The following is a 20432-nucleotide window of genomic DNA, read 5'->3' as shown; positions in this document are numbered from 1 at the left end:
CAGCGCGCCGTCACGGGACCGGTGAGCATCAAACCCGGAACCAGATCGCGGGCGGCCCGCCTCGCCGCCCTTCGGCTGTTGTCAGTGCCGTGAGGGATGATCGGCTCATGCTTCGAGCGAGTGATGAGCAAGGTCAGCACGTGAGCGATCCCGAGCCCGCGGCGTTGAGCCGCATGGTGGCCGACCTCGGCCCGGGCAACACTTTCGCGATCGTCGAGCGAGTCGACGAGGCGGTGCCCGGCGACTGGTACGTCCAGGTGTTGCTGAGGGACGACAACACGTACCAGCTGGAGTTCCGCGACGGGACGGCGGCCGAGCACTACCAGACCCTGACGCTCTCCCAGGAGAAGGTGATCACCGCTCTGAGCGGCTGGGCCGAGGGGCGACCGGACTGGAAGGACGCCTTCATGTGGAACAGCATCGCTTCCTTTTTCGAGAACCCTGAACACGCCTGACGGCCCTGCCACCCACGCCCGTTGCCCGTAAGGCCCCGGCGGCCAGGCCACGTCGACTGTCGATCTTCGCCTGTCGGTCACCGCTGGCCCGCCGTCGGCGGCCCGGATGCGGATCGGTCACCGGCAACGACAATGAGTCTTGCCCGTTATGCAGACTTTGCAGCGAATGGTGGAGGCATGGCAAAGGATCTCAGTTTCGAGTGGAAGAACTCCCTGTCCCGCCAGGAAGCCGCGGACCGGCTCTCGGCGCTCGCCGACGCGCTCAGGAAAGGCGGGGAGGCCGAGCTGGAGCTGGGCTCGGGCGTGGTGAGCCTGCGGTTCCCCGACGAGCTCCGTACCGAGGTGGAAGTCGAGGTCGGCGACGGCGAGATCGAGCTGGAGATCGAGTTGAAGTGGCCGACGGGCCGGCCCTCCGCGACCGCCCCGCCCGCCGACGCCGAGGCGGCCGAGCCCTCCCGCCCCGCACCCCGGACCACGGCGAGAACCGCCCGCTCCAGGAAGTCCGCGTCCCCCGAAAAGCCCAAGCGCACGCCTGCAAGGCGAGGCTGATCCACGGAGGCGACCGTCGCGATATTTCTGCCGGAACAGGAGTGCTTTCACGGGTTCGGGGAATTCGGCGCTCACGGGCGACTTTCCCGTTTCCCGGCCGCTGCTGAAAGCGATGCAGGCAATGCACCCGGCAGTGGCCGACTGACAGAAGGGTCAGACGGTCATGCTCCTCATCGGCGTCATTTTGCTGGTCATCGGTTTCGTCACCGGTGTCTCGATCCTGTGGACGATCGGGCTCATCCTCGCCGTGGTCGGCGCGATTCTCTGGATCATGGGCTCCGCCGGGCACGCGGTCGCCGGCCGACGGCACTACTGGTGACCTGCGGGTCTGCAGGCACACCTCGGCGGCCGACGCGGGCGGGGCACCTCCGAAGACCCCCGCCGCCGACGCGGGCGGGACGCCTACGGAGCCCCGCCCCCTTGCCCGCCCGCACCGCTCAGTCGGACCGCCCGCCCGCCGTGGTGATGCGGGTGATCGCCTCCAGTGTCAGAGCCCGCCCGTGAGGCTGCGGTGACAGGGCCCGATGGAGGGTCAACCCTTCGATGAGGGCGTCGAGTTGCCGGGCAGTGTCAGGATCGAAGTGCCTCTCCAGATGGACGCGGCTGCGCCGCATCCACTCGTGGGTGAGCTCGCGATAGGCGGGCTGCCGGGCGGCCAGGGTGTACAGCTCCTGGGTGAGGACCAGGTCGCGCCGGCTTCCGTCCGACAGGGCGTGGACCAGGTCGGCCACCGCCTGCCGGGCCGCCGCCGCGTCGGCGGGGGCGGCCAGATGGGCGTCGAAGACGGCGACGATATGGTCGCTGAAGCGGGCGAACGCCTCTCGGAGGAGTTCGTCGATCCCGCTGAAGTGGTAGGTCATCGACCCCAGCGGGACACCGGCACGCACGGCGATCTTCCGATGGGAGACCCGTGCGATGCCCTCCTCGGCGATCAGGTCGAGGGCGGCGTCGAGAATGCGCGCGCGGCGCTGGGGGTCGGTGTGTCCGGTGGCCATGGCGGCTGTCCTACAGGTCGCGTACCGGCCGGGCGGGATTGCCGACGGCGACGACGTTCGCGGGGATGTCCCTGGTGACCACGGCACCCGCGCCGATGACGGAGTTGTCGCCGATGGTGACTCCGGGGCAGACGATCGCCCCGCCGCCCAGCCACACGTTGTCCCCGATGGTGATCGGCCTGGCCGCCTCCAGCTTGTCGCGCCGCGGCTCCGGTTCCAACGGATGCGTGGGCGTGAGCAGTTGGACGTTCGGGCCGATCTGGCAGTCCTCGCCGACGGTGATGGCCGCGACGTCGAGTGCGACGAGGTTGTAGTTGACGAAGGTGCGGGCGCCGATGCTGATGTTGCTGCCGTAGTCGACGTTCAGGGGCGGCCTGACATGCGCCTCCTCGCCCAGCGCGCCGAGGAGTTCGGCGAGGAGCGGCCGCGCGGCGTCGGCGTCCTCGGCCTGGTAGCGGGCGGCCAGGCGAACGGCCTCCTGCTGGCGGCGGGCGATCTCGGGATCGTCGGCGATGTAGAGGTCGCCCGCCTGCATACGCTCCAGGTTGGTGCGCGGGTCGCCCGCGAAGTGGTCCGTCGTCATGCGTACGATCGTACGCTCCGAGCGTACGAACGTACACTCCCGCTGCTCACGTGCCTGGCCGCACGCTACTCGGCGCTGTCCTCCGCGAGTGTGTGCGCGACGAGCGCGTTGGCGTGTCCGTGCCCGAGCCCGTGCTCCGTCTTGAGCCAGGCGACGAGCTCCATGTGCTTGGTCAGGGGCGAGGCGCGGATCAGGTCCTGCCAGTGCGTGATCGGGTGGCCGTACTTCTTCTCGATCGAAGGGAAGTAGCTGGCGGGGCCCTTGGGCGGCGTGGTCATCGTGAACTCCTGTCGCTGGTGTGCGGCGGCGTACGCGGCTAAGCCCCGCTCGGGAGGGCGGCGACGGCTGCCGGTGCGGCTTCGACGGCGTTCGGCATCAGGCTTCCCCCTTGGGGCGGAACTGGACGGTGTAGTACTCGTCAGGTCACGGTCGCTACAGTAGCCACGAAAGAACTGGACTGTCCAGTACTGAAGCCTTCCTCCGCGCCTACCGCTGAAGCCGCCGGGCGACGCCGACTCGCGGCGCGCCGCGACGCGCGAGTGACGGGACACGCGCACCCACCTGGCCGAGGCGGCCTCCCGGGCGTGCGCCCGGCCGGGACCGCCTCCCGGGCGTGCGCGCCGGTCCCGGTGGCACGACAGTGAGAGGGGGAGGCGAGGGGGCCGAGGAGGAGCCTGCCATGACAGATGACCTGCCCCGCGCGGCGCCCACCGCGTCCGCGCCGGCTGTCCGGCGGCGGGCCGCTCGCCCGGGCGGGCGGCCGCGGTGAGTACGCCTGCGCGTCCTACGGCGCGCCCGTCGTCACCCCGTCTGTCCGAGGCGGACTTCCGGCAGCTGTACCGCGAGCTGCGCGAACGGACGGCGCCCCATGCGGACGGCCGTCGCGGGGCGCTCGCCCGGCTCACTCCCGAGCGGGTGGCGGCGGCCGCCGCCGAGGTCCGCGCCGGTCGCACCGTCTCTCTCGCCGCCCCCGTCCAGACCGTGCCGGGCCCGGACGATCCGCACCCCGCGTCCCACCGGATGATCGCCCCGGCGGCCGGGGAGGACGTCTCGCGGGGACTGCACTTCGCCCGCGACGGGTTCGCCATGGACGTGCACGGTGACGCCGACAGCCACCTGGACGCGCTCTGCCATGTGATCCTCGACGGCGAGCTCTACGGCGGGGTCCCGGCGAACACGGTGACGCCGGAGGGAGCCGGTGCGCTGACACTGGACGCGGTGGCGGACGGCGTGGTCGGACGCGGGGTGCTGCTGGACATCCCCCGGCTCGAGGGCCTGCCCTGGCTGGAGCCCGGTGACCAGGTGAGCGTGGAGGATCTCGTGGCCGCCGAGGAGGCCCAGGGGGTCAGGGCCGGGCCGGGCGATCTGCTGTTCGTGCGGGTGGGGCACCGCCGTCGGCGCCGCGAACTCGGCGCCTGGGACCCCGGGCAGGGGCGGGCGGGCCTGCACCCGGAGGCGATGCGGTATCTGGCCGAGCGGGGTGTGGCCGTTCTCGGGTCGGACGGCAACAGCGACGCGGCGCCCAGCGCGGTGGAGGGCATGGCCTACCCGGTGCACGTGCTGGCGGTGCACGCGATGGGTGTGCATCTGCTGGACTACCTGGACTTCGAGGCGCTGGTGCCGCTCTGCGAGGAACTGGGCCGCTGGCAGTTCCTGTCCGTGGTCGCACCGCTGCGGCTCCGGGCGGCCACGGGCTCGCCGGTCAACCCGATCGCCGTGCTGTGACCGCCCGGCTCCGCACGCTGCGGATGCCGCACCCCGTGGTTTGCGTATAGCTTCGAGAAGGGGCGGGAGACCGGCCGGGTCTCCCGGGACCCTTCGTACGCGACAGGCGGTCTTGCGGCGACAGCCGTTCCAGGGGGCAGTGGACCGAGCCAGCAAGGACGGTGGTCGTCATGGCCGACGCCCCCCAGTACGACGTCATCATCATCGGCACCGGTGCCGGCGGGGGAACGCTCGCTCACCGCCTCGCCCCCTCCGGCAAGCGCGTCCTCGTCCTCGAACGAGGCGGCTACCTGCCCCGCGAGCGGGACAACTGGGACTCCACGGCCGTGTTCGTCAGGGGTAAGTACCGGGCGCCGGAGTTCTGGCTCGACAAGCACGGCAACGAGTTCCCGCCCGAGGTCAACTACTACGTCGGCGGCAACACCAAGTTCTACGGCGCTGCACTGTTCCGGCTGCGCCCGGAGGACTTCGGGGAGCTGCGTCACCACGACGGCGTCTCCCCGGCCTGGCCCATCCGTTACGAGGATCTGGAGCCTTACTACACCCAGGCGGAACACCTCTACCGGGTGCACGGCAGGCACGGCGAGGACCCCTGGGAAGGGGCGTGGGGCGAGCAGTACGCCCACCCTCCGGTCGAACACGAGCCGCGCATCCAGCAGTTGAGCGACGACCTGGAGAAGCAGGGACTGCACCCCTTCCATCTGCCCATCGGAGTCGACCTCACCCAGAACGCGCTCGGCGGGGCCACCCACACCAGCGTCTGCATCCGCTGCAACCGCGTCGACGGTTTCCCCTGTCTCGTGCGGGGCAAGTCCGACGCCGAAGTGGTCTGTGTGGAACCGGCGTTGAGGCATCCCAACGTGGCGATGATCACCGATGCGAGGGTGACGCGGCTGGAGACCGATCCGACGGGGCGTACCGTCACGGCCGTCGTCGCCGAGCTCGCGGACGGGCAGCAGGCCCGCTTCTCGGCCCATGTCGTCGTCGTGGCCTGCGGAGCGGTCAACTCGGCCGTGCTGCTGCTCGCTTCGGCCGGCGACGCCCATCCCGACGGGCTGGCCAACAGCTCCGGCGTGGTCGGCCGCCACTACATGCGCCACAACAACCTGGCGCTGATGGCCGTGTCGAGGGAGCCCAACGACACCCAGTTCCAGAAGACCCTGGCCCTGCACGACTGGTATCTCGGCGCGGACGACTGGGACTACCCCCTCGGCGGCATCCAGATGCTGGGCAAGTCGGACGCCGAGCAGATCCACGGCGAGGCCCCGCGCTGGGCCGGCGCGGTGACACCGGACATGCCCTTCGAGGTCCTGGCCCACCACGCCGTCGACTTCTGGCTGTGCGGCGAGGACCTGCCCCTGCCCGGCAACCGCGTCACCCTGGACACCGACGGCCGGGTGCGGCTCACCCTCGACGAGAACAACAACACCGCCGGTCTGGGGCGGCTGCGGCACAAGCTCCAGAAGATGCTCGGCAGGCTCGGGATGCACGAGCACCATCTGCTGTCGCGCAGCATCTACCTGCACAAGGGAATGCCCATCGGCGCCACCGCGCACCAGGCCGGCACGGTGCGGTTCGGCACCGACCCGGCGTCCTCCGCCCTGGACGTCCACTGCAGGGCGCACGACGTCGACAACCTGTACGTCGTCGACACGAGCTTCTTCCCGAGCATCGGGGCGGTCAACCCGTCGCTGACCGCCATGGCCAACGCCCTCCGGGTGGGCGATCACCTCCTGGAGCGGCTGGGCTGACGCGCCGGGCGGCCCGAACGGGTGAAGAACCAGGGCCGGTCGGCGCAGCGGGGGCCGTCGTGCGTGCGCGGGCGCGCGTCCACGGTGCTGGTGTGGGGGTTCCGACCACCGGGCCGTTGCCCGGGTGACCCTGCCTCGCAGCGGAGGAGAGAAGTCATCGTGAGCTCACCCGAGGGCGCGCCCCGCGACGTGATCCCCATCCATCTGCTCAAGGGTCAGAAGGCCCTGGTCACCGGAGCGAACTCCGGGATCGGCAGGGCCACGGCCGTGGCCCTGGGCCGGGCCGGAGCCGATGTCGTGGTGAACTACGTCGTCGGTCCCGAGGAGGCCGAGAAGGTGGTGGAGGAGATCACCGCCTTCGGGGTGCGTGCCGCGGCCTACCAGGCGGACGTCTCCGACGAGGAGCAGGTCGTCGCCATGATGGACCGGATGGTGCGGGAGTTCGGCACCATCGACATCCTGGTGGCCAACGCCGGTATGCAGCGCGACGCCGCGTTCACCGAGATGACCCTCGCCCAGTGGCAGAAGGTCCTCGACGTCAACCTCACCGGGCAGTTCCTCTGCGCCCGGGAGGCGACGAAGGAGTTCCTGCGGCGCGGGGTCGTACCCGAGGTGTCGCGTGCCGCCGGAAAGATCATCTGCATGAGTTCCGTGCACCAGATGATCCCCTGGACCGGGCACGTCAACTACGCCGCTTCCAAGGGCGGTGTGCAGATGATGATGGAGACCCTCGCCCAGGAACTCGCGCCGAAGAAGATCCGGGTCAACGCCATCGGCCCCGGCGCCATCAAGACCCCCATCAACCGCGACGCGTGGGAGACCGCCGACGCCCGCGAGGACCTGCTGCGGCTGATCCCGTACGACCGTATCGGCGACCCCGAGGACATCGCGTACACCGCCGTCGCCCTCGCCTCCGACCTCATGGACTACGTCGTGGGCACCACCATCTACGTGGACGGCGGGATGACCCTCTTCCCCGGCTTCGCGACCGGCGGCTGACACGGCACACGCGACAGCCCCGGACGGAAACCGATGCAGAGCACCTTGCAGGTGCTGGCCGACGCGCCGGCACAACTGCTCCCGGCCAGATCCCTGATGGCCTTCACGCTGGCGTCCCACATCATCCTCGTGCCGCTCGGCGTGGCACTGCCGCTGATCACGCTCATCCTGCACGGGTACGGGCTGCGCCGGGGGGACCGGACGGCTCTGCTGCTGGCGCGCCGCTGGTCGGCGGTGATGGCGGTGCAGTTCGCCATCGGCGTGGTCACCGGCACCGTCCTGTCCTTCGAGTTCGGGCTGCTGTGGCCCGGGTTGATGGGCAGATGGGGCGATGTCTTCGGGATCGGGTTCGGTGTCGAGGCCTGGGCCTTCTTCCTGGAGGCCGTCCTCATCGCGATCTATCTCTACGGCTGGCGACGGCTGCCCGCCCGCACCCACTTCCTGCTCGGACTGCCGCTGCCGGCCACCGCCCTGCTGGGCGCCTTCGGCATCCTGGCCGCCAACTCGTGGATGAACACCCCGCGCGGCTTCAGCCTCGACTCCGAGGGCAACCCGGTCGACGTGGAGATCTGGAAGGCGATCTTCACGCCCATGTTCGGGCCGCAGTACTGGCACTTCGTGGTGGCCATGCTGGTGACGGCCGGGTACGTCGTGGCCGGTGTGTACGCCGTCGGCTGGCTGCGGGGCCGCCGGGACCACTATCACCGGCTCGGTTTCACGATCCCCTTCACGGTCGCCGCGGTCTTCACCCCCGTGCAGTTCATGCTCGGCGACTCGATCGCCCGGCAGGTCTTCCACAAGCAGCCGATCAAGTTCGCCGCCATGGAGATCGTCTGGAAGACCGACACCCATGTGCCGGAGTACCTGTTCGGGCGCCTCCACCCCGACGGCAGCATCTCCGGCGGCATCAAGATCCCGCAGCTGGACTCCATCCTCGCGGGCTTCCGCCCCGACACCAAGGTGACCGGACTGACCTCCGTCCCCGCCGACGAACGGCCGACGGCGACCCAGGCGACCATCACCCACTGGGCCTTCGACATCATGGTCGGCATCGGCACCGTCCTGCTGCTGCTGGCCCTGTGGTACGGCCTGGTGTGGCTGCGGCGCCGCCGACTGCCCGCGTCGCCGTGGTTCTACCGGTGCGCCGCCGGGGCCGGTGTCGCCTCCGTCGTCGCCGTCGAATGCGGCTGGATCACCACCGAGGTGGGGCGTCAGCCCTGGATCGTCTACCAGAACATGCGTGTCGCCGAGGCGGTCACCTCGACCCGGTCCACCACTCTGTGGATCATGTTCGCGCTGGTCATCGTGGTCTATGTGTGCGTCTTCGGCTCGTTCCTCGTGGTGCTGCTGAAGATGCGCACCCGCTGGCGGCTCGCCGACGAACAGGACGGGCGCCGCGAGGGCGGGACACCCGAGCCCTCACCGGAGACGGACACGCCGTACGGGCCGCGCTCCACGGTGCCGTCCGGCGCGCCGACCGGACCGGGCGGCGACAGGCCGTCCCCGACACCGGAGGACGGACCGTGATCGCGGACGTCATCGCCGTCGTCCTGCTGCTGGCCGTCGCCGCGTACGCCTGCGGCGGCGGCACCGACTACGGGGCCGGCTTCTGGGACCTGATCGCCGGCGGCGCCAGGCGCGGCAAGCGGCCCCGCTGGCTCATCGACCACGCGATGGCCCCCGTCTGGGAGGTCAACAACGTCTGGCTGATCTTCGTCCTCGTCATCATGTGGACGGGCTTCCCGGTGATGTTCCAGCGGCTGTTCACGGTGATGTGGCTGCCGCTGGCGCTGGCCGCCGTGGGGATCGTGCTGCGCGGCGCGGGATTCGCGCTGCGCAAGCCCTCCCGCCGACTGGCCGGCCGGCGGCTGTACGGCGCCGCGTTCGCCGTCTCGTCCCTGCTGACGCCGTTCTTCTTCGGTGTCGCGGCCGGGGGAGTGGCGTCCGGCCGGGTGACGGCGGACGCGACCGCGTCGGTGGACGCCTGGGCCCACCCCACACCGGTGATGTTCGGCCTGCTCGCCGTCGCGAGCACCGCCATGCTCGGGGCGGTGTTCCTCGCCGCGGACGCCCGCCGCTTCGACGCTCCCGACCTGGACCGCTACTTCCGGCGCCGGGCGTGGGCCGCGCTCGCCGCGCTCACCGTGCTCGCGGTGATCACGCTGTTCTTCGCCCACGACGACGCCCCGCACGTCTGGCACGGACTCACGCACGGCCTGGGCCTGCTCCTCGCGGTGACGGCGGCCGTGTGCACCCTCGCCACCGCCGGGCTGCTCCTGCGTCCTTCCGGCTCCTGGTCACGGACCACGGCCGTCGGTGTGGTCGCCTGCGCCATCCTCGCCTGGGGGCTGGCGCAGCGGCCGTACCTGCTCCCGACCTCCCTGACCGTCGCCGAGGGAGCGGGCGCCGACACCACCCTGCGCTGGCTCGGCGTGGTCACACTGGTCGCCCTGGTCCTGGTGATGCCCGCGGTCGCCCTGCTGTACTGGCTGGACACCCATGGCGAACTGGAGGGCCTCACCGACGCCGACCTCAGGCGCGGCGGCGGTGAGTGAGTCCCGCGGCGGGCCGGGTCCGGCGACGGCACGGCGCGGGCGGGGGGTGCGATGAGCGAGGACGACATCCTGCTCGGCATGGCCCTGACCGTCGCGCTCGCCGTCGGCTCCCAGATCCTCGCCGGCCGGCTGCGGATCCCGGCCCTGATCGTGCTCCTCCCGGCCGGGTTCACCGCCGGAGCCCTCACGGATGTCATCCACCCGGACCGGCTGGTGGGACCCGACTTCTCGCCCCTCGTGTCGCTGTCGGTGGCGCTCATCCTCTACGACGCCGGCCTCGGCCTGGACCTGCGGCTGCTCAAGGGCGCGATCCGGCACACCGTGGTCCGGCTGCTGCTGTTCCAGGTGGCGCTCACCTGGGCGGCGGTGATGCTGCTGGGCCCGGCCCTGTACGGGATCCCGGCGGCCGTGGCCAGCATGATCGGGGTGATCCTCGTGGTGTCCGGGCCGACCGTGGTCGGCCCGCTGCTCGAGCACGTCAGACCCTCGGACAAGGTGCGTCGCGTGCTGGTCTGGGAGGGGTCCCTGATCGACGCCGTCGGGGGCATCCTCGGCGCCGTCGTCTTCCACTCCATCGTCGCCGGAGGCCTCCAGACCGGTCACTTCCGCCTCGGCGCGTTCCTCGGCAGTGTCCTGGTCGGGCTCGCGGGCGGCGCGGTCGGCGCCGTGCTGCTGTGGTTCACCCTGCGGGTGCTGCGCCTGGGCGAGACCCTCGGCACCCTGGCCCAACTGGCCGCCGTCGTGGTGGTCGCCGCCTGCTGCGACGCGCTGTACGACGACACCGGGCTGATCGCCGCGATCCTCATGGGGCTGATCGTGGCCAACCTGCCCGGCTTCGACATGCCCGTGCGGCGGCCGTTCTTCGAGACGCTGGTTCAGCTGATCATCGGCCTGCTGTTCATCTCCATCTCCTCCACGGTGACGCCCAGTTCCCTAGTCCCGGTGCTGCTGCCCACCGCGGCGCTGGTCGGGGCACTGGTGCTGGTGGTCAGGCCCGCGATCGCGTGGCTGTCCACGCTCAGAACGGAACTGTCCGGCCGGGAACGTGCCTTCATCGGCTGGATGGCGCCGCGCGGCATCGTCGCCGCCTCCACGGCCACCACCTTCTCGGCCGCCCTCGCCGCCGACGGACTGCGCGACGCCGACAAGATCCTCCCGGTGACCTTCCTGGTGATCGTCGGAACGGTCGTCGTCTACGGCCTGACCGCCAGACCGGTGGCGACCCGGCTGGGCGTGGTGCGCCCCTCGCGCGCCCGGCCGCTGCTCCTGGGCGACGAGCCCTGGGTCGTCGACCTCGCCGAGGCACTGCGCGCCGCCGGACTGGAGGTGCTGATGTGGGCGGGGACCGAGCGGGGGCGTGCCCGCATCGAGGCGGCGGGCCTGGAGCTGGCGTCCGGCGAACTCATGACGGTGGCGACCGATCCGCAGGCGCGGCTGGAGGGGGTCACCTCGGTCTTCCTGCTGACCGACGACGACGACTTCAACGCCCTCGTCTCGGTCGTGCTGCGCGACAGCGTCGACGGCCCCGTCTACCGGATCGGGCCACCGCCCGACGTCCCGGGCGTGGTGGCCCCCTACACCGCCGGTACCGCCGACGAGATCCTCTTCGGCCGCGCCCTCGTCCGCCACGCCCTGGCGGCCCGTCACGAGCAGGGCGCCCGCTTCCAGGTGCGCCGGGCGTCCGAGCCGTCCGAGCCCGGCTACGAGACGGTCTTCGTGGTACGCGGTGACGGCCGGCTGGAACCCGTCACCGCGGGGCGGCCGGTCGCCCCGGGCGAGGGCGACACGCTCGTCCTGCTGAGCCCGGCACCGGCCACGGACTCGGCGCACTGACGTCAGGGCGAACAGGACGTCGGTACGCCGTGACGTCCGGACTCGAGGTGTCTAGGAGCGGTTGAGGGCGGCGTCCAGGGTGATGGCCGCGTCGATGAGAGCCAGATGGGTGAACGCCTGCGGGAAGTTGCCGAGTTGACGGCCCGTCGGGTCGATCTCCTCGGAGTACAGCCCCAGATGGTTGGCGTACCCCATCATCTTCTCCAGCACCAGCCGCGCCTTGTCCGTCTGGCCCGCGCGGGCCAGGGCGTCGACGTACATGAAGGTGCACAGGGAGAAGGTGCCCTCGGAACCGCGCAGGCCGTCGGGCGAGGCCTCCGGGTTGTACCGGTAGACCAGGCTGTCGCTGACCAGTTCCTCCTCCATGGCGGCCAGCGTCGACGTCCACAAGGGGTCGTCGGGGGTGATGAACCCGACTGTCGCCATGCGCAGCATGGAGGAGTCGAGGACGTCGTTGCCGTAGTGCTGGACGAACGCCTGACGGGCCTCGCTCCAGCCCTTGGCCATGACCTGCTCGTAGCAGTCGTCGCGTGCGACCCGCCAGCGGTCGGCGGCGGCGGGGCGGCCGTTGGACTCCGCCAGGCGCAGGGCGCGGTCGAAGGCCACCCAGGACATGACGCGGCCGTACGTGAAGTGCTGCCGGCCGCCGCGCGTCTCCCAGAGCCCTTCCTCGGCCTGGTCCCAGTGGTCCACCAGCCAGTCCAGATTGGTCTGGAGCGCGTTCCAGCCGCGGTGTCCCACCTGGAGGCCGTGCCGGTGCGCGAAGTAGATGCTGTCGAGGGCCTCGCCGTAGATGTCCAGCTGGAGCTGTTCGGCGGCGCCGTTGCCGATGCGCACAGGGGCCGAACCCGCGTAGCCCTCCCAGTGGTCGAGGGTCTCCTCGACCAGGTCCGAGGAGCCGTCCACGCGGTACATGATGTTCAGGGGGCCGGTGTCGCCGGCGCTTCCCGCGCGCTCCTTGACACGGTCGGCGAGCCATTGGGTGAACGCCTTCGCCTCTTCCGTGAACCCCAGTCCCAGCAGGGCGTACACGGAGAAGGACGCGTCACGGATCCAGGTGAACCGGTAGTCCCAGTTGCGCTCGCCGCCCAGTTGCTCGGGCAGGCCGGCCGTCGGGGCGGCCACCACGGCACCGGTCGGCGCGAAGGTCATCAGCTTCAGGGTGATCGCCGAGCGTTCCACGGTCTCGCGCCAGCGGCCCTGGTAGCGCGACTGCCGCAGCCAGGAACGCCAGAACAGCACCGTCTCGTCGAACAGCTCCCGGTACTCGGCCAGCCGGATGTCCCGCGGCGGTCCGCCGGGCGCCCACTCCAGCGCCAGTCCGCGCTCCTGCCCCGCCTCCAGGGTGAGGGTGAAGTGCAGGGCATCCCGGCGGTCGGGCAGCAGTTGCAGTACGCGCTCGTCGCTCGGCTCGCGGATGGGGTGCACGGCGAGCTCGGAGCCGTCGTCCGCGGTGAAGAGGGCGCCGTGCCCGGAGATGTGCACGCGGTGCGGCCGGCGCCCGTAGTCGAAGCGCGGGGCCACCTCCACCTCGAAGGTCATCCTGCCGCGCACACAGCGGACCATACGCACCAGACGGTGACTCTCGGTGACCGTCGTGCCGGTCACGGGCATGAAGTCGAGCACCTCACCCGCGCCCGCCTCGGTCATGAAGCGGGTCACCAGGATCGCGGTGTCGGGCAGGTACAACTGCTTCGTCGCGTAGGCGTGGTGCACCGGGCGGACCGTGCAGTGCCCGCCCTTGTCCTTGTCCAGGAGCGCCCCGAACACGCTGGGCGAGTCGAAGCGGGGAGCGCAGAACCAGTCGACACAGCCGTCGGTGGTGACCAGTGCGGCGGTCTGCAGATCTCCGACGAGGCCGTGGTCCTCGATGAGGGGGTATTCGTCCATCGGGGGAGCCCTTCCGGTGTCCATTCACCCGAACGCCCCCCCGGCTCAGCGTACGACGGGGGGTCCGCGACGGCGCGCGGGGAACGGCCGGACCCAGCCCCCCGCCCACGTCACGGCCGGGACCGGGCCGCCCTGCCGGCCGCCCGGCTCCACATCCACCGTTGAACACGCAGCGTGAGGACACCGACGACCACCAGGACGACCACGTTCAGCAGGAGCTGAATCAGCGAACCGCGGGCCTGGTCCCAGTCGGCGAAGGCCAGCGAGACCGCGATGTCCGAGGCGGCGGGAATGGTCGTCACGGAGATGAAGACACCCAGCAGCGCACCGCCGCGCGCCTCCGTGAGCGAGACGATCCCCACGATGCCGGCGAGGAAGGCGACGACGACGGAGAAGAAGTCGGGGGAGTCGATGAGATGGGAGACGGGCCGCAGCCCCAGCTCGAAGGCCCGCGACTGGAGGTCCGCCGCACGGGACAGCACCGCGAAGCCGAACGTGACCACGATGGCCAGGGCGAATCCGGCGCCCAGCGCGCGGAGCCCCTCGACGACCCTGCGGCGGCCGCGGCGGTCCAGACCGAGCGCGACGCCGGCGATAGCGTGGTACTCGGGGCCGACCACCATCGCCGCCACGATAAGGATCTGCGAGTTCGTCATGATGCCGACCGAACCGATGATCCCGGCGACGACCAGGAACAGGTAGAAGGACGGCGGGTAGGTGGTCTCCGCCCGGATCCTCGCCTCGACCCCGGCCCACAGCGGCGCGTTCGCCAGCGCCCGGGGCTGCTCGCTCACGGCATCCTCGGCGCGGCGCGAGAGGATCAGGCCGACCTGTTCCACGGCGATGGACCCCGTACGGTCGACCCCCAGCGCGCGCAGTCGCCCCAGCAGTTCGTCGGCGGCTCCCCGCACCACATCGCACTCCACCGCGTCGCCCTCGGGAAGGTGACCCGCCCTCACCACCACCAGGTTCAGCACGCCGTCGTGCGCGGCGAGCAGGCCGAGGGCCGGGCCGGTGACCGAGGGCGGCATCACCATGCGGAGGTGGACCAGTTCCATGAGCCGCAGCATGATCCGGCGGCCGCGGTCCCGCTACCCGGCCGGCCCGGCCAGGTCCCGCACCACCATCGTCAGGATCTGCTCCGGGCTGCCCGATCCGTCGACGGTCACGCCCGGCTCGTCGGACTGGAGCGGCTGGAGGATCGCGTACTGGGAGTCCAGCAGCGCCGGCGGCATGAAGTGACCCTGCCTGCGGGCGATGCGCTGTGCCGCCAGCCGGTGGTCGAGGGCCAGGTAGACGAAGTACAGGTTCGCGCCCGTGTCGCGCAGCCGGTCGCGATAGGCGCGTTTGAGGGCCGAACAGGAGAGGACTCCGCCCCGGTCATCGGCGGCCGCGCGGACCCACTCGGCGAGGGCCGCCAGCCACGGACCGCGGTCGGAGTCGTCGAGCGGACGCCCGGACGCCATCTTGGCGCGGTTGGCGGCGGGATGCAGATCGTCGCCCTCCATGAACGGCACCCCGAGGCGTCGCGCCAGCCGTGCGGCGACCGTGGATTTCCCGGACGCCGACACACCCATGACGACGACGATCCGCTGACCTCGGACCAGCGCGGTCACAAACCCCTCCACGAGCCGACGGTGCTGCCTGTCTGCCTGCCTCGGTACGCGTCCACTATGGCCCGCAGCCCCGGGCGGCGCTTGCGGTGCCGTTCCGTCGCGGGACTCGTCGCGGGACCTGTCGCGTGCGTTCCCGCTCACGGGATCCCGCTGCCCGGTACGGCGCGGCCCTCGGGTGCGAGGGCAGGAGAACGCCACGTCAGAGGCTCGCTCGGGACATGCCATGATGGTTCGCATGGGACGTCCGAGGACCAAGTCCGCCCCGAAGCCGCCGACCACCCTGCGCGGCCGGCGTACCCGCGAGGGGCTGATCCTCGCGGGCCGCGAGGTACTGGAACGCCACGGATGGTCGGGCTTCACCCCGGAGTCCGTGGCGCAGACGGCGGGCGTCTCGTACGGCACGTTCTACACGTACTTCGAGTCGAAGGAAGACCTGCTGCACAACGTGCTGCGGTCGGTCGCCGGTGAGATGTTCACGTCGAGCCTGGTTCCGCCGGACACCACCGACGACCCATACACCCGGCTCGTGGAGTCGAACCGCAGGTATCTGCGCGCCTGGGACCAGGCGTCGAAGGTGATGCGGGTCGTGGACCAGGGAGCGGTCGCGGACGAGGGGCTGCGCCGGACGGTTCTGGAGATCCGTGAGCTGTACGTGAGCCGCAGTACGGAGGGCATCAGACGACTCCAGGAGGCCGGTCTCGCGAACCCGCGTCTGGATCCCCGGCTGACGGCCATCGCGCTCGGGTCGATGGTCGAACAGGTCGGCCACGTCATCGACACGCTGGCCGAGGCGTACGACGAGGACGCGGTCGTCGACCACCTCTCCCGTCTGTGGGCCGCCGCGATCGGTCTGAGGGGCGCGCCGGACGAGGGGTGGACGCCGGACACGGCGGCTTCCGGCGGAGCCGCGTCGGGCTGAAGGGCGCGCCGGACGGGGCGTGGACGCCGGACACGGCGGCTTCCGCCGGAGCAGCGCGGGGCTGAAGGGCGCGGGTCCGCCGCGTCCACGGCGTCAACGGCCTTCGAAGGACGGCTTCCGCTTGGCCAGGAAGGCGCGCACCGCGTTCCGGTGGTCCTGGGTCGCGCCGGTGAGCGCGATCTGCGCCGCCTCGTGTTCGAGGGCCTCGTCGAGGGTCGACTCGGAGGCGAGGCCGACCGAGGCCTTGATGGCGGCGAGCGCGAGCGTCGGCCCGGCGGCGAGGCCCGCCGCGTCCTCGCGGACACGGACCTCCAGGGTCTCGTCGGGGACGACCTCGCCCACGATCCCCAGTTCCAGGGCCTCGGCGGAGCCGATCACCCGGGGGCGCAGCAGCAGGTCGAGTGCCGCCGCCCGGCCGACGATGCGCGGCAGGGTCCAGGAGATGCCGGTGTCGCAGGACAGGGCGATGCCCGCGAAGGCTGTCGTGAACATCGCGGACGTCGCGGCTATGCGCAGGTCGCAGGCGAGTGCCAGAGCCATGCCGCCGCCGGCGGCGACGCCGTTCACCGCGGCGATCACGGGCTTGGGCATCGTGACGAGGGCCCGCACGAGCGGGGCGTACTGCTCGCGGACCGCCTGCCCCATGGCCGGGCCGTCCGGCAGGGACTCGGCTTCCTGGAGGTCTTGGCCGACACAGAAGGCCCGGCCGGTGCCGGTGAGCACCACGGCCCGGACGTCCGGCTCGTCGGCCGCCTCCTTCAGTGCCGCCAGCAGTCGTGTCCTGGTGTCGAGATCGAGGCTGTTCAGCCGGTCGGGGCGGTTGATCCGGATCGTCCGGACGTTGCCCTCGGAGTGCGTGAGGACGGGTGAGTTCGACAAGGGGGGCCCTTTCTGGATTCGCGGGCGGCCCGGGCCGCTCCGGCCGCCGGGGCTTCGTGGCGGGCGGCCGTGCGGGCGCGGACGGGGGAGTGCTTCAGACGGTGTGAGTGGTGGCCGCCCGGTAGGGGGCGGTCTTCGCCGTGAGCGCGAGTACGGCGTCGTCGTACTGCTCCTTGAACCGGGCGACCAGGCCGGTGACCGTCGTGGTCCGTTCGACGGCGCCGATGCCCTGGCCGGAGCCCCAGATGTCCTTCCAGGCACGGGCCTCGGTGTTGCCGCCGGAGCCGAAGTCCATGGCGGAGGGGTCGGACTCGGGCAGGTCGTCGGGGTCGAGTCCGGCGGCGGCGATGCTGCCGCGCAGGTAGTTGCCGTGGATGCCGGTGAACAGGTTGCTGTAGACGATGTCCTTGGCGGTGCTGTCGACGATCATCTGCTTGTAGGCGGCGGTCGTGTCGGCCTCGACGGTCGAGAGGAAGGCCGATCCGACGTACGCCAGGTCGGCGCCGGCGGCCAGGGCGGCCAGGATCGAGCGGCCGTGGGCGATGGCGCCGGACATCAGCAGCGGTCCGTCGAACCAGGCGCGGATCTCCTGGACGAGGGCGAAGGGCGACTGTGTCCCCGCGTGGCCGCCGGCGCCCGCTGCCACGGCGATGACACCGTCGGCGCCCTTGTCGACGGCCTTGTGCGCGAACTCGTTCGTGGTGACGTCGTGCAGGACGACGCCGCCGTAGGAGTGCACGGCGTCGTTGATCTCGGGCCGCGCCCCGAGTGAGGTGATCACGATCGGCACCCGGTGCTTCACGATCACCTCCATGTCGTGCTCCAGGCGGTCGTTGGAGCGGTGCACGATCTGGTTCACCGCGAAGGGGGCCACGACGGCTTCGGGGTGGGCGGCCGCGTAGGAGGCGTTCTCCTCCGTGATGCGGTCCAGCCAGTCGGACAGGAGCGCCGCCGGCCGGGCGTTGAGCGCCGGGAACGAGCCGATCACGCCCGACTGGCACTGGGCGATGACGAGTTCGGGCCCCGAGGCGATGAACAGCGGTGAGCCCACGACGGGGAGCGTCAGCGGGCGGGACAGGGCGGGGGGAAGAGGCATGGAAGATCCTTCGGCGGTCTTCGGACGGCCTTGGGCGGGAGCGGTGAGCCGACTCGGGCGCGACGCCCTCGCCGAGGGGTACGAAAGTGATTGTGCAACTCGTTGCACAATCACTTCAAGGGCTTGGGTCTGACAATTTTGTCGACTGAGGTGATGATCACAGTGGGTCGCGCGGCCTGGCCGCCGTCCCGCGCCGCCCACTCGCTCTGGGTTCTGGTTGCCGCCCAGTTCAGCGCCTCTTCCGCCGCGCGTCGAGGGGTGGCCGTCGTCTGCGCCGAGGGCAGGGCTTCCAGCACTTGACTATTTTGTCAGGTTGACTGAGTCTTCCGTCACCGCAGCGCGCCGACGACCGGTGCGGCGGTTTCACATCGGAACACCCGCCTCAGGGAGTTATGCGCATGGACATACGGTTCGATTTCAGTGACAAGACCGCCGTGGTCTTCGGAGGGACGACCGGGATCAATCTCGCCGTCGCCGAGGCCTTCGCCGCGCGGGGCGCCAGGGTGGCGGTGGCCAGTCGCAAGCAGGGCAACGTCGACGCGGCGGTCGAGCGACTCGGCGTGTACGGGAGTCCGGTCCGCGGCTTCGTGGCCGACGTCCGCGACATGGAGTCGGTCGCCGCGGTCTTCGCCGCGGTCGGCTCCGAGTGGGGCGCCGTCGACATCCTGGTCTCCGGCGCGGCCGGGAACTTCCTCGCCGAGGCGGGAGATCTGTCCTCGAACGGCTTCAAGGTCGTCGTGGACATCGACCTGAACGGCACGTTCCATGTGATGCGCGCCGGGCTGGAACACCTGGCGCCCGGCGCCTCGGTCATCAACATCACCGCGCCGCAGGCCTGGATCCCGGTGCGCTACCAGGCACATGTGTGCGCCGCGAAGGCGGGCGTGGACCAGCTGACCCGGGTCCTGGCCCTCGAATGGGGCGGCAAGGGCATCCGCGTCAACGCGATCGCGCCCGGGCCGATCGCCGGGACCGAGGGGCTGTCGCGGCTCTCGCCGGGCGACGACCCGAACGGCGACAGGTCGCTGAAGAGCGTGCCCCTGGGGCGCTTCGGCACCCGGGAGGAGATCGCCGATCTGGCGATGTTCCTGTCGTCCTCCGCGGCCGCGTACATCTCCGGCGCGGTCATCCCCTGCGACGGCGGCGGCTCGATGGAGAGCGTCCGGGCGATCGAGGAGGCGGGGCGTTTCCTCGCGTCGGCCGGGCGGTGACGGGGCTTCTGTCCTTGTCGCCGGTGTTCTGACACCCATGACGACGTGGCCCGTGACCGGGCCTCACCCGCACTTCTTCCCCACACCAAGGAGTACTTCGTATGAAGCGCCGGCTCTACACCGCCGACCATGAGGCGTTCCGAGAGACCGTCCGTTCCTTCCTCGCCAAGGAGGTGCTGCCCCACTACGAGCAGTGGGAGAAGGACGGCATCGTCTCCCGCGAGGTCTGGCGTGCCGCCGGCCGACAGGGCCTGCTCGGCCTCTCCGTCGACGAGGAGTTCGGCGGCGGCGGGAACACCGACTTCCGCTACAGCGCCGTCCTCGCCGAGGAGTTCGGCCGCGCGTACGTGCCCGGCTTCGCGGTCAGCCTGCACAACGACATGATCGGCCCCTACCTCACCTCGCTGGCCACCGAGGAGCAGAAGCGCCGCTGGCTGCCCGGCTTCTGCGACGGTGAGACCGTCACCGCCATCGCGATGACCGAGCCCGGCGCCGGCTCCGACCTCCAGGGCATCCGGACCACCGCCGAGGAGCACGGCGACCACTGGGTGCTCAACGGGTCCAAGACCTTCATCTCCAACGGCATCAACGCCGACCTCGTGGTCGTGGTCGCCAGGACCACTCCGGAGGGCGGGGCGCACGGGATGTCGCTGCTCGTGGTCGAGCGGGGCATGGCGGGCTTCGAGCGCGGCCGCAACCTCGACAAGATCGGCCAGAAGGCCCAGGACACGGCCGAGTTGTTCTTCCACGACGTCCGTGTGCCCAAGGAGAACCTGCTCGGCGAGCTCAACGGTGCCTTCCTGCACCTGATGACCAACCTCGCCCAGGAGCGGATCACCATCGCGGTCGCCGCCGTCGCCGGTGCGGAACGGCTGCTGGAGATCACGACCCGGTACGTGAAGGAGCGCGAGGCCTTCGGCCGCCCGCTGGCGAGGCTCCAGCACGTCCGCTTCGAGATCGCCGAGATGGCCACCGAGTGCGCCGTCACCCGCTCCTTCGTCGACCGCTGCATCGAGGAGCACGCGAACGGCTCGCTGGATGCCGTCCACGCCTCGATGGCGAAGTGGTGGGCGACCGAGCTCCAGAAGCGGGTGGCCGACCGCTGTCTCCAACTCCACGGCGGATACGGCTACATGACCGAGTACCCGATCGCCAAGGCGTTCACCGACGGCCGCATCCAGACCATCTACGGCGGGACGACCGAGATCATGAAGGAGATCATCGGCCGCTCCCTGCTCACCTGAACTCCCATCCCTCACAGGACACTTGAAAGGAAGCCTGACGTGAGCACCGAAGCGTACGTGTACGACGCGATCCGCACCCCGCGCGGTCGCGGCAAGGCGAACGGCGCCCTGCACGGCACGAAGCCCATCGAC

General features: G+C 70.9%; 21 protein-coding genes. 12 read left to right on the top strand and 9 right to left on the bottom strand.

What is annotated here, in order from left to right:
• The first annotated feature begins 140 nt into the window (after window positions 1–140).
• From ACZ6SQ_RS33205 to ACZ6SQ_RS33195, 3 genes are all read left to right on the top strand, one after another.
• Window positions 141–455 (top strand): hypothetical protein, encoded by a 315-nt coding sequence (locus ACZ6SQ_RS33205; RefSeq protein WP_469568704.1) that lies wholly within the window; start codon window positions 141–143, stop codon window positions 453–455.
• Between the two features lie 177 nt (window positions 456–632).
• Window positions 633–1004 (top strand): amphi-Trp domain-containing protein, encoded by a 372-nt coding sequence (locus ACZ6SQ_RS33200; protein ID WP_469568703.1) that lies wholly within the window; start codon window positions 633–635, stop codon window positions 1002–1004.
• Between the two features lie 163 nt (window positions 1005–1167).
• On the top strand, window positions 1168–1323 hold the full coding sequence (locus ACZ6SQ_RS33195; RefSeq protein WP_469568701.1) for a DUF6131 family protein: 156 nt from the start codon (window positions 1168–1170) through the stop codon (window positions 1321–1323).
• 118 nt (window positions 1324–1441) lie between these two features.
• Here ACZ6SQ_RS33195 and ACZ6SQ_RS33190 read toward each other — a convergent pair whose 3' ends face one another.
• The 3 genes from ACZ6SQ_RS33190 to ACZ6SQ_RS33180 all read right to left on the bottom strand — a co-directional run bounded on the left by ACZ6SQ_RS33190 (window position 1442) and on the right by ACZ6SQ_RS33180 (window position 2860).
• Window positions 1442–1999: a TetR/AcrR family transcriptional regulator gene (locus tag ACZ6SQ_RS33190; RefSeq protein WP_469568699.1), complete on the bottom strand. Its 558-nt coding sequence runs from the start codon at window positions 1997–1999 to the stop codon at window positions 1442–1444.
• A gap of 10 nt (window positions 2000–2009) precedes the next feature.
• A complete protein-coding gene (locus ACZ6SQ_RS33185) occupies window positions 2010–2582 on the bottom strand; it encodes a sugar O-acetyltransferase (RefSeq protein WP_469568697.1) in 573 nt (190 codons plus the stop codon).
• A 65-nt stretch (window positions 2583–2647) separates the two neighbouring features.
• Window positions 2648–2860 carry a DUF4287 domain-containing protein gene (locus tag ACZ6SQ_RS33180; RefSeq protein ID WP_469568695.1) on the bottom strand — a complete coding sequence of 71 codons (213 nt, stop codon included), beginning with the start codon at window positions 2858–2860 and terminating at the stop codon, window positions 2648–2650.
• A gap of 487 nt (window positions 2861–3347) precedes the next feature.
• Between ACZ6SQ_RS33180 and ACZ6SQ_RS33175 the strand changes: the two genes are divergently transcribed.
• The 6 genes from ACZ6SQ_RS33175 (at window position 3348) to ACZ6SQ_RS33150 (ending at window position 11445) form a co-directional block, all read left to right on the top strand.
• Window positions 3348–4307 carry a cyclase family protein gene (locus ACZ6SQ_RS33175; RefSeq protein WP_469568693.1) on the top strand — a complete coding sequence of 320 codons (960 nt, stop codon included), beginning with the start codon at window positions 3348–3350 and terminating at the stop codon, window positions 4305–4307.
• Between the two features lie 170 nt (window positions 4308–4477).
• Entirely contained in the window at window positions 4478–6058 is a 1581-nt protein-coding gene (locus tag ACZ6SQ_RS33170; RefSeq protein WP_469568692.1) for a GMC oxidoreductase, read from the top strand.
• Window positions 6059–6217: 159 nt separating this feature from the next.
• Complete coding sequence (locus ACZ6SQ_RS33165) at window positions 6218–7057, top strand: SDR family oxidoreductase (protein ID WP_469568690.1); 840 nt, start codon at window positions 6218–6220, stop codon at window positions 7055–7057.
• 33 nt (window positions 7058–7090) lie between these two features.
• Entirely contained in the window at window positions 7091–8584 is a 1494-nt protein-coding gene (locus tag ACZ6SQ_RS33160; protein WP_469568688.1) for a cytochrome ubiquinol oxidase subunit I, read from the top strand.
• The gene (locus tag ACZ6SQ_RS33155) at window positions 8581–9612 is read left to right on the top strand and encodes a cytochrome d ubiquinol oxidase subunit II (RefSeq protein WP_469568686.1); all 1032 of its coding nucleotides are present in this window, start codon (window positions 8581–8583) and stop codon (window positions 9610–9612) included. Before ACZ6SQ_RS33160 ends, ACZ6SQ_RS33155 begins: the two co-directional genes overlap by 4 nt.
• 51 nt (window positions 9613–9663) lie before the next feature.
• The gene (locus tag ACZ6SQ_RS33150; RefSeq protein ID WP_469568684.1) at window positions 9664–11445 is read left to right on the top strand and encodes a cation:proton antiporter; all 1782 of its coding nucleotides are present in this window, start codon (window positions 9664–9666) and stop codon (window positions 11443–11445) included.
• Between the two features lie 51 nt (window positions 11446–11496).
• Here the strand turns inward: ACZ6SQ_RS33150 and ACZ6SQ_RS33145 are convergent, their stop codons facing one another.
• From ACZ6SQ_RS33145 to ACZ6SQ_RS33135, 3 genes are all read right to left on the bottom strand, one after another.
• The gene (locus ACZ6SQ_RS33145) at window positions 11497–13335 is read right to left on the bottom strand and encodes a glycoside hydrolase family 15 protein (RefSeq protein ID WP_469568682.1); all 1839 of its coding nucleotides are present in this window, start codon (window positions 13333–13335) and stop codon (window positions 11497–11499) included.
• Window positions 13336–13445: 110 nt separating this feature from the next.
• Window positions 13446–14393 (bottom strand): DUF389 domain-containing protein, encoded by a 948-nt coding sequence (locus ACZ6SQ_RS33140; protein WP_469568680.1) that lies wholly within the window; start codon window positions 14391–14393, stop codon window positions 13446–13448.
• A 33-nt stretch (window positions 14394–14426) separates the two neighbouring features.
• Window positions 14427–14912, bottom strand: coding sequence for a gluconokinase (locus ACZ6SQ_RS33135; protein ID WP_469568788.1), 486 nt, complete (start codon window positions 14910–14912; stop codon window positions 14427–14429).
• Window positions 14913–15186: 274 nt separating this feature from the next.
• Here ACZ6SQ_RS33135 and ACZ6SQ_RS33130 point away from each other — a divergent pair, with 274 nt between their 5' ends.
• Window positions 15187–15870 carry a TetR/AcrR family transcriptional regulator gene (locus ACZ6SQ_RS33130; RefSeq protein ID WP_469568678.1) on the top strand — a complete coding sequence of 228 codons (684 nt, stop codon included), beginning with the start codon at window positions 15187–15189 and terminating at the stop codon, window positions 15868–15870.
• A gap of 93 nt (window positions 15871–15963) precedes the next feature.
• Here the strand turns inward: ACZ6SQ_RS33130 and ACZ6SQ_RS33125 are convergent, their stop codons facing one another.
• From ACZ6SQ_RS33125 to ACZ6SQ_RS33115, 3 genes are all read right to left on the bottom strand, one after another.
• Window positions 15964–16749, bottom strand: coding sequence for an enoyl-CoA hydratase/isomerase family protein (locus ACZ6SQ_RS33125; protein WP_469568675.1), 786 nt, complete (start codon window positions 16747–16749; stop codon window positions 15964–15966).
• Between the two features lie 94 nt (window positions 16750–16843).
• Window positions 16844–17845: an NAD(P)H-dependent flavin oxidoreductase gene (locus ACZ6SQ_RS33120; protein WP_469568673.1), complete on the bottom strand. Its 1002-nt coding sequence runs from the start codon at window positions 17843–17845 to the stop codon at window positions 16844–16846.
• 110 nt (window positions 17846–17955) lie between these two features.
• The gene (locus tag ACZ6SQ_RS33115; RefSeq protein WP_469568671.1) at window positions 17956–18141 is read right to left on the bottom strand and encodes a hypothetical protein; all 186 of its coding nucleotides are present in this window, start codon (window positions 18139–18141) and stop codon (window positions 17956–17958) included.
• A 102-nt stretch (window positions 18142–18243) separates the two neighbouring features.
• Here ACZ6SQ_RS33115 and ACZ6SQ_RS33110 point away from each other — a divergent pair, with 102 nt between their 5' ends.
• Both ACZ6SQ_RS33110 and ACZ6SQ_RS33105 read left to right on the top strand, forming a co-directional pair.
• Window positions 18244–19056 carry an SDR family oxidoreductase gene (locus ACZ6SQ_RS33110; protein ID WP_469568669.1) on the top strand — a complete coding sequence of 271 codons (813 nt, stop codon included), beginning with the start codon at window positions 18244–18246 and terminating at the stop codon, window positions 19054–19056.
• A gap of 101 nt (window positions 19057–19157) precedes the next feature.
• Window positions 19158–20300, top strand: a complete 1143-nt coding sequence (locus tag ACZ6SQ_RS33105; protein ID WP_469568666.1) for an acyl-CoA dehydrogenase family protein — start codon at window positions 19158–19160, stop codon at window positions 20298–20300.
• The last annotated feature ends 132 nt before the right edge of the window (window positions 20301–20432 follow it).

This window comes from Streptomyces sp. NPDC048600 (assembly GCF_055587025.1).
This window is presented reverse-complemented; position numbering and strand designations above follow the sequence as displayed.

Bases quoted from the DNA above. Each gene is read 5' to 3' on its own strand.
- ACZ6SQ_RS33200 (WP_469568703.1), top strand. From the start codon at position 633: ATGGCAAAGGATCTCAGTTTCGAGTGGAAGAACTCCCTGTCCCGCCAG.
- ACZ6SQ_RS33195 (WP_469568701.1), top strand. From the start codon at position 1,168: ATGCTCCTCATCGGCGTCATTTTGCTGGTCATCGGTTTCGTCACCGGT.
- ACZ6SQ_RS33190 (WP_469568699.1), bottom strand. From the start codon at position 1,999: ATGGCCACCGGACACACCGACCCCCAGCGCCGCGCGCGCATTCTCGAC.
- ACZ6SQ_RS33185 (WP_469568697.1), bottom strand. From the start codon at position 2,582: ATGACGACGGACCACTTCGCGGGCGACCCGCGCACCAACCTGGAGCGT.
- ACZ6SQ_RS33180 (WP_469568695.1), bottom strand. From the start codon at position 2,860: ATGACCACGCCGCCCAAGGGCCCCGCCAGCTACTTCCCTTCGATCGAG.
- ACZ6SQ_RS33170 (WP_469568692.1), top strand. From the start codon at position 4,478: ATGGCCGACGCCCCCCAGTACGACGTCATCATCATCGGCACCGGTGCC.
- ACZ6SQ_RS33160 (WP_469568688.1), top strand. From the start codon at position 7,091: ATGCAGAGCACCTTGCAGGTGCTGGCCGACGCGCCGGCACAACTGCTC.
- ACZ6SQ_RS33150 (WP_469568684.1), top strand. From the start codon at position 9,664: ATGAGCGAGGACGACATCCTGCTCGGCATGGCCCTGACCGTCGCGCTC.
- ACZ6SQ_RS33145 (WP_469568682.1), bottom strand. From the start codon at position 13,335: ATGGACGAATACCCCCTCATCGAGGACCACGGCCTCGTCGGAGATCTG.
- ACZ6SQ_RS33140 (WP_469568680.1), bottom strand. From the start codon at position 14,393: ATGGAACTGGTCCACCTCCGCATGGTGATGCCGCCCTCGGTCACCGGC.
- ACZ6SQ_RS33135 (WP_469568788.1), bottom strand. From the start codon at position 14,912: ATGGGTGTGTCGGCGTCCGGGAAATCCACGGTCGCCGCACGGCTGGCG.
- ACZ6SQ_RS33130 (WP_469568678.1), top strand. From the start codon at position 15,187: ATGGGACGTCCGAGGACCAAGTCCGCCCCGAAGCCGCCGACCACCCTG.
- ACZ6SQ_RS33120 (WP_469568673.1), bottom strand. From the start codon at position 17,845: ATGCCTCTTCCCCCCGCCCTGTCCCGCCCGCTGACGCTCCCCGTCGTG.
- ACZ6SQ_RS33110 (WP_469568669.1), top strand. From the start codon at position 18,244: ATGGACATACGGTTCGATTTCAGTGACAAGACCGCCGTGGTCTTCGGA.
- ACZ6SQ_RS33105 (WP_469568666.1), top strand. From the start codon at position 19,158: ATGAAGCGCCGGCTCTACACCGCCGACCATGAGGCGTTCCGAGAGACC.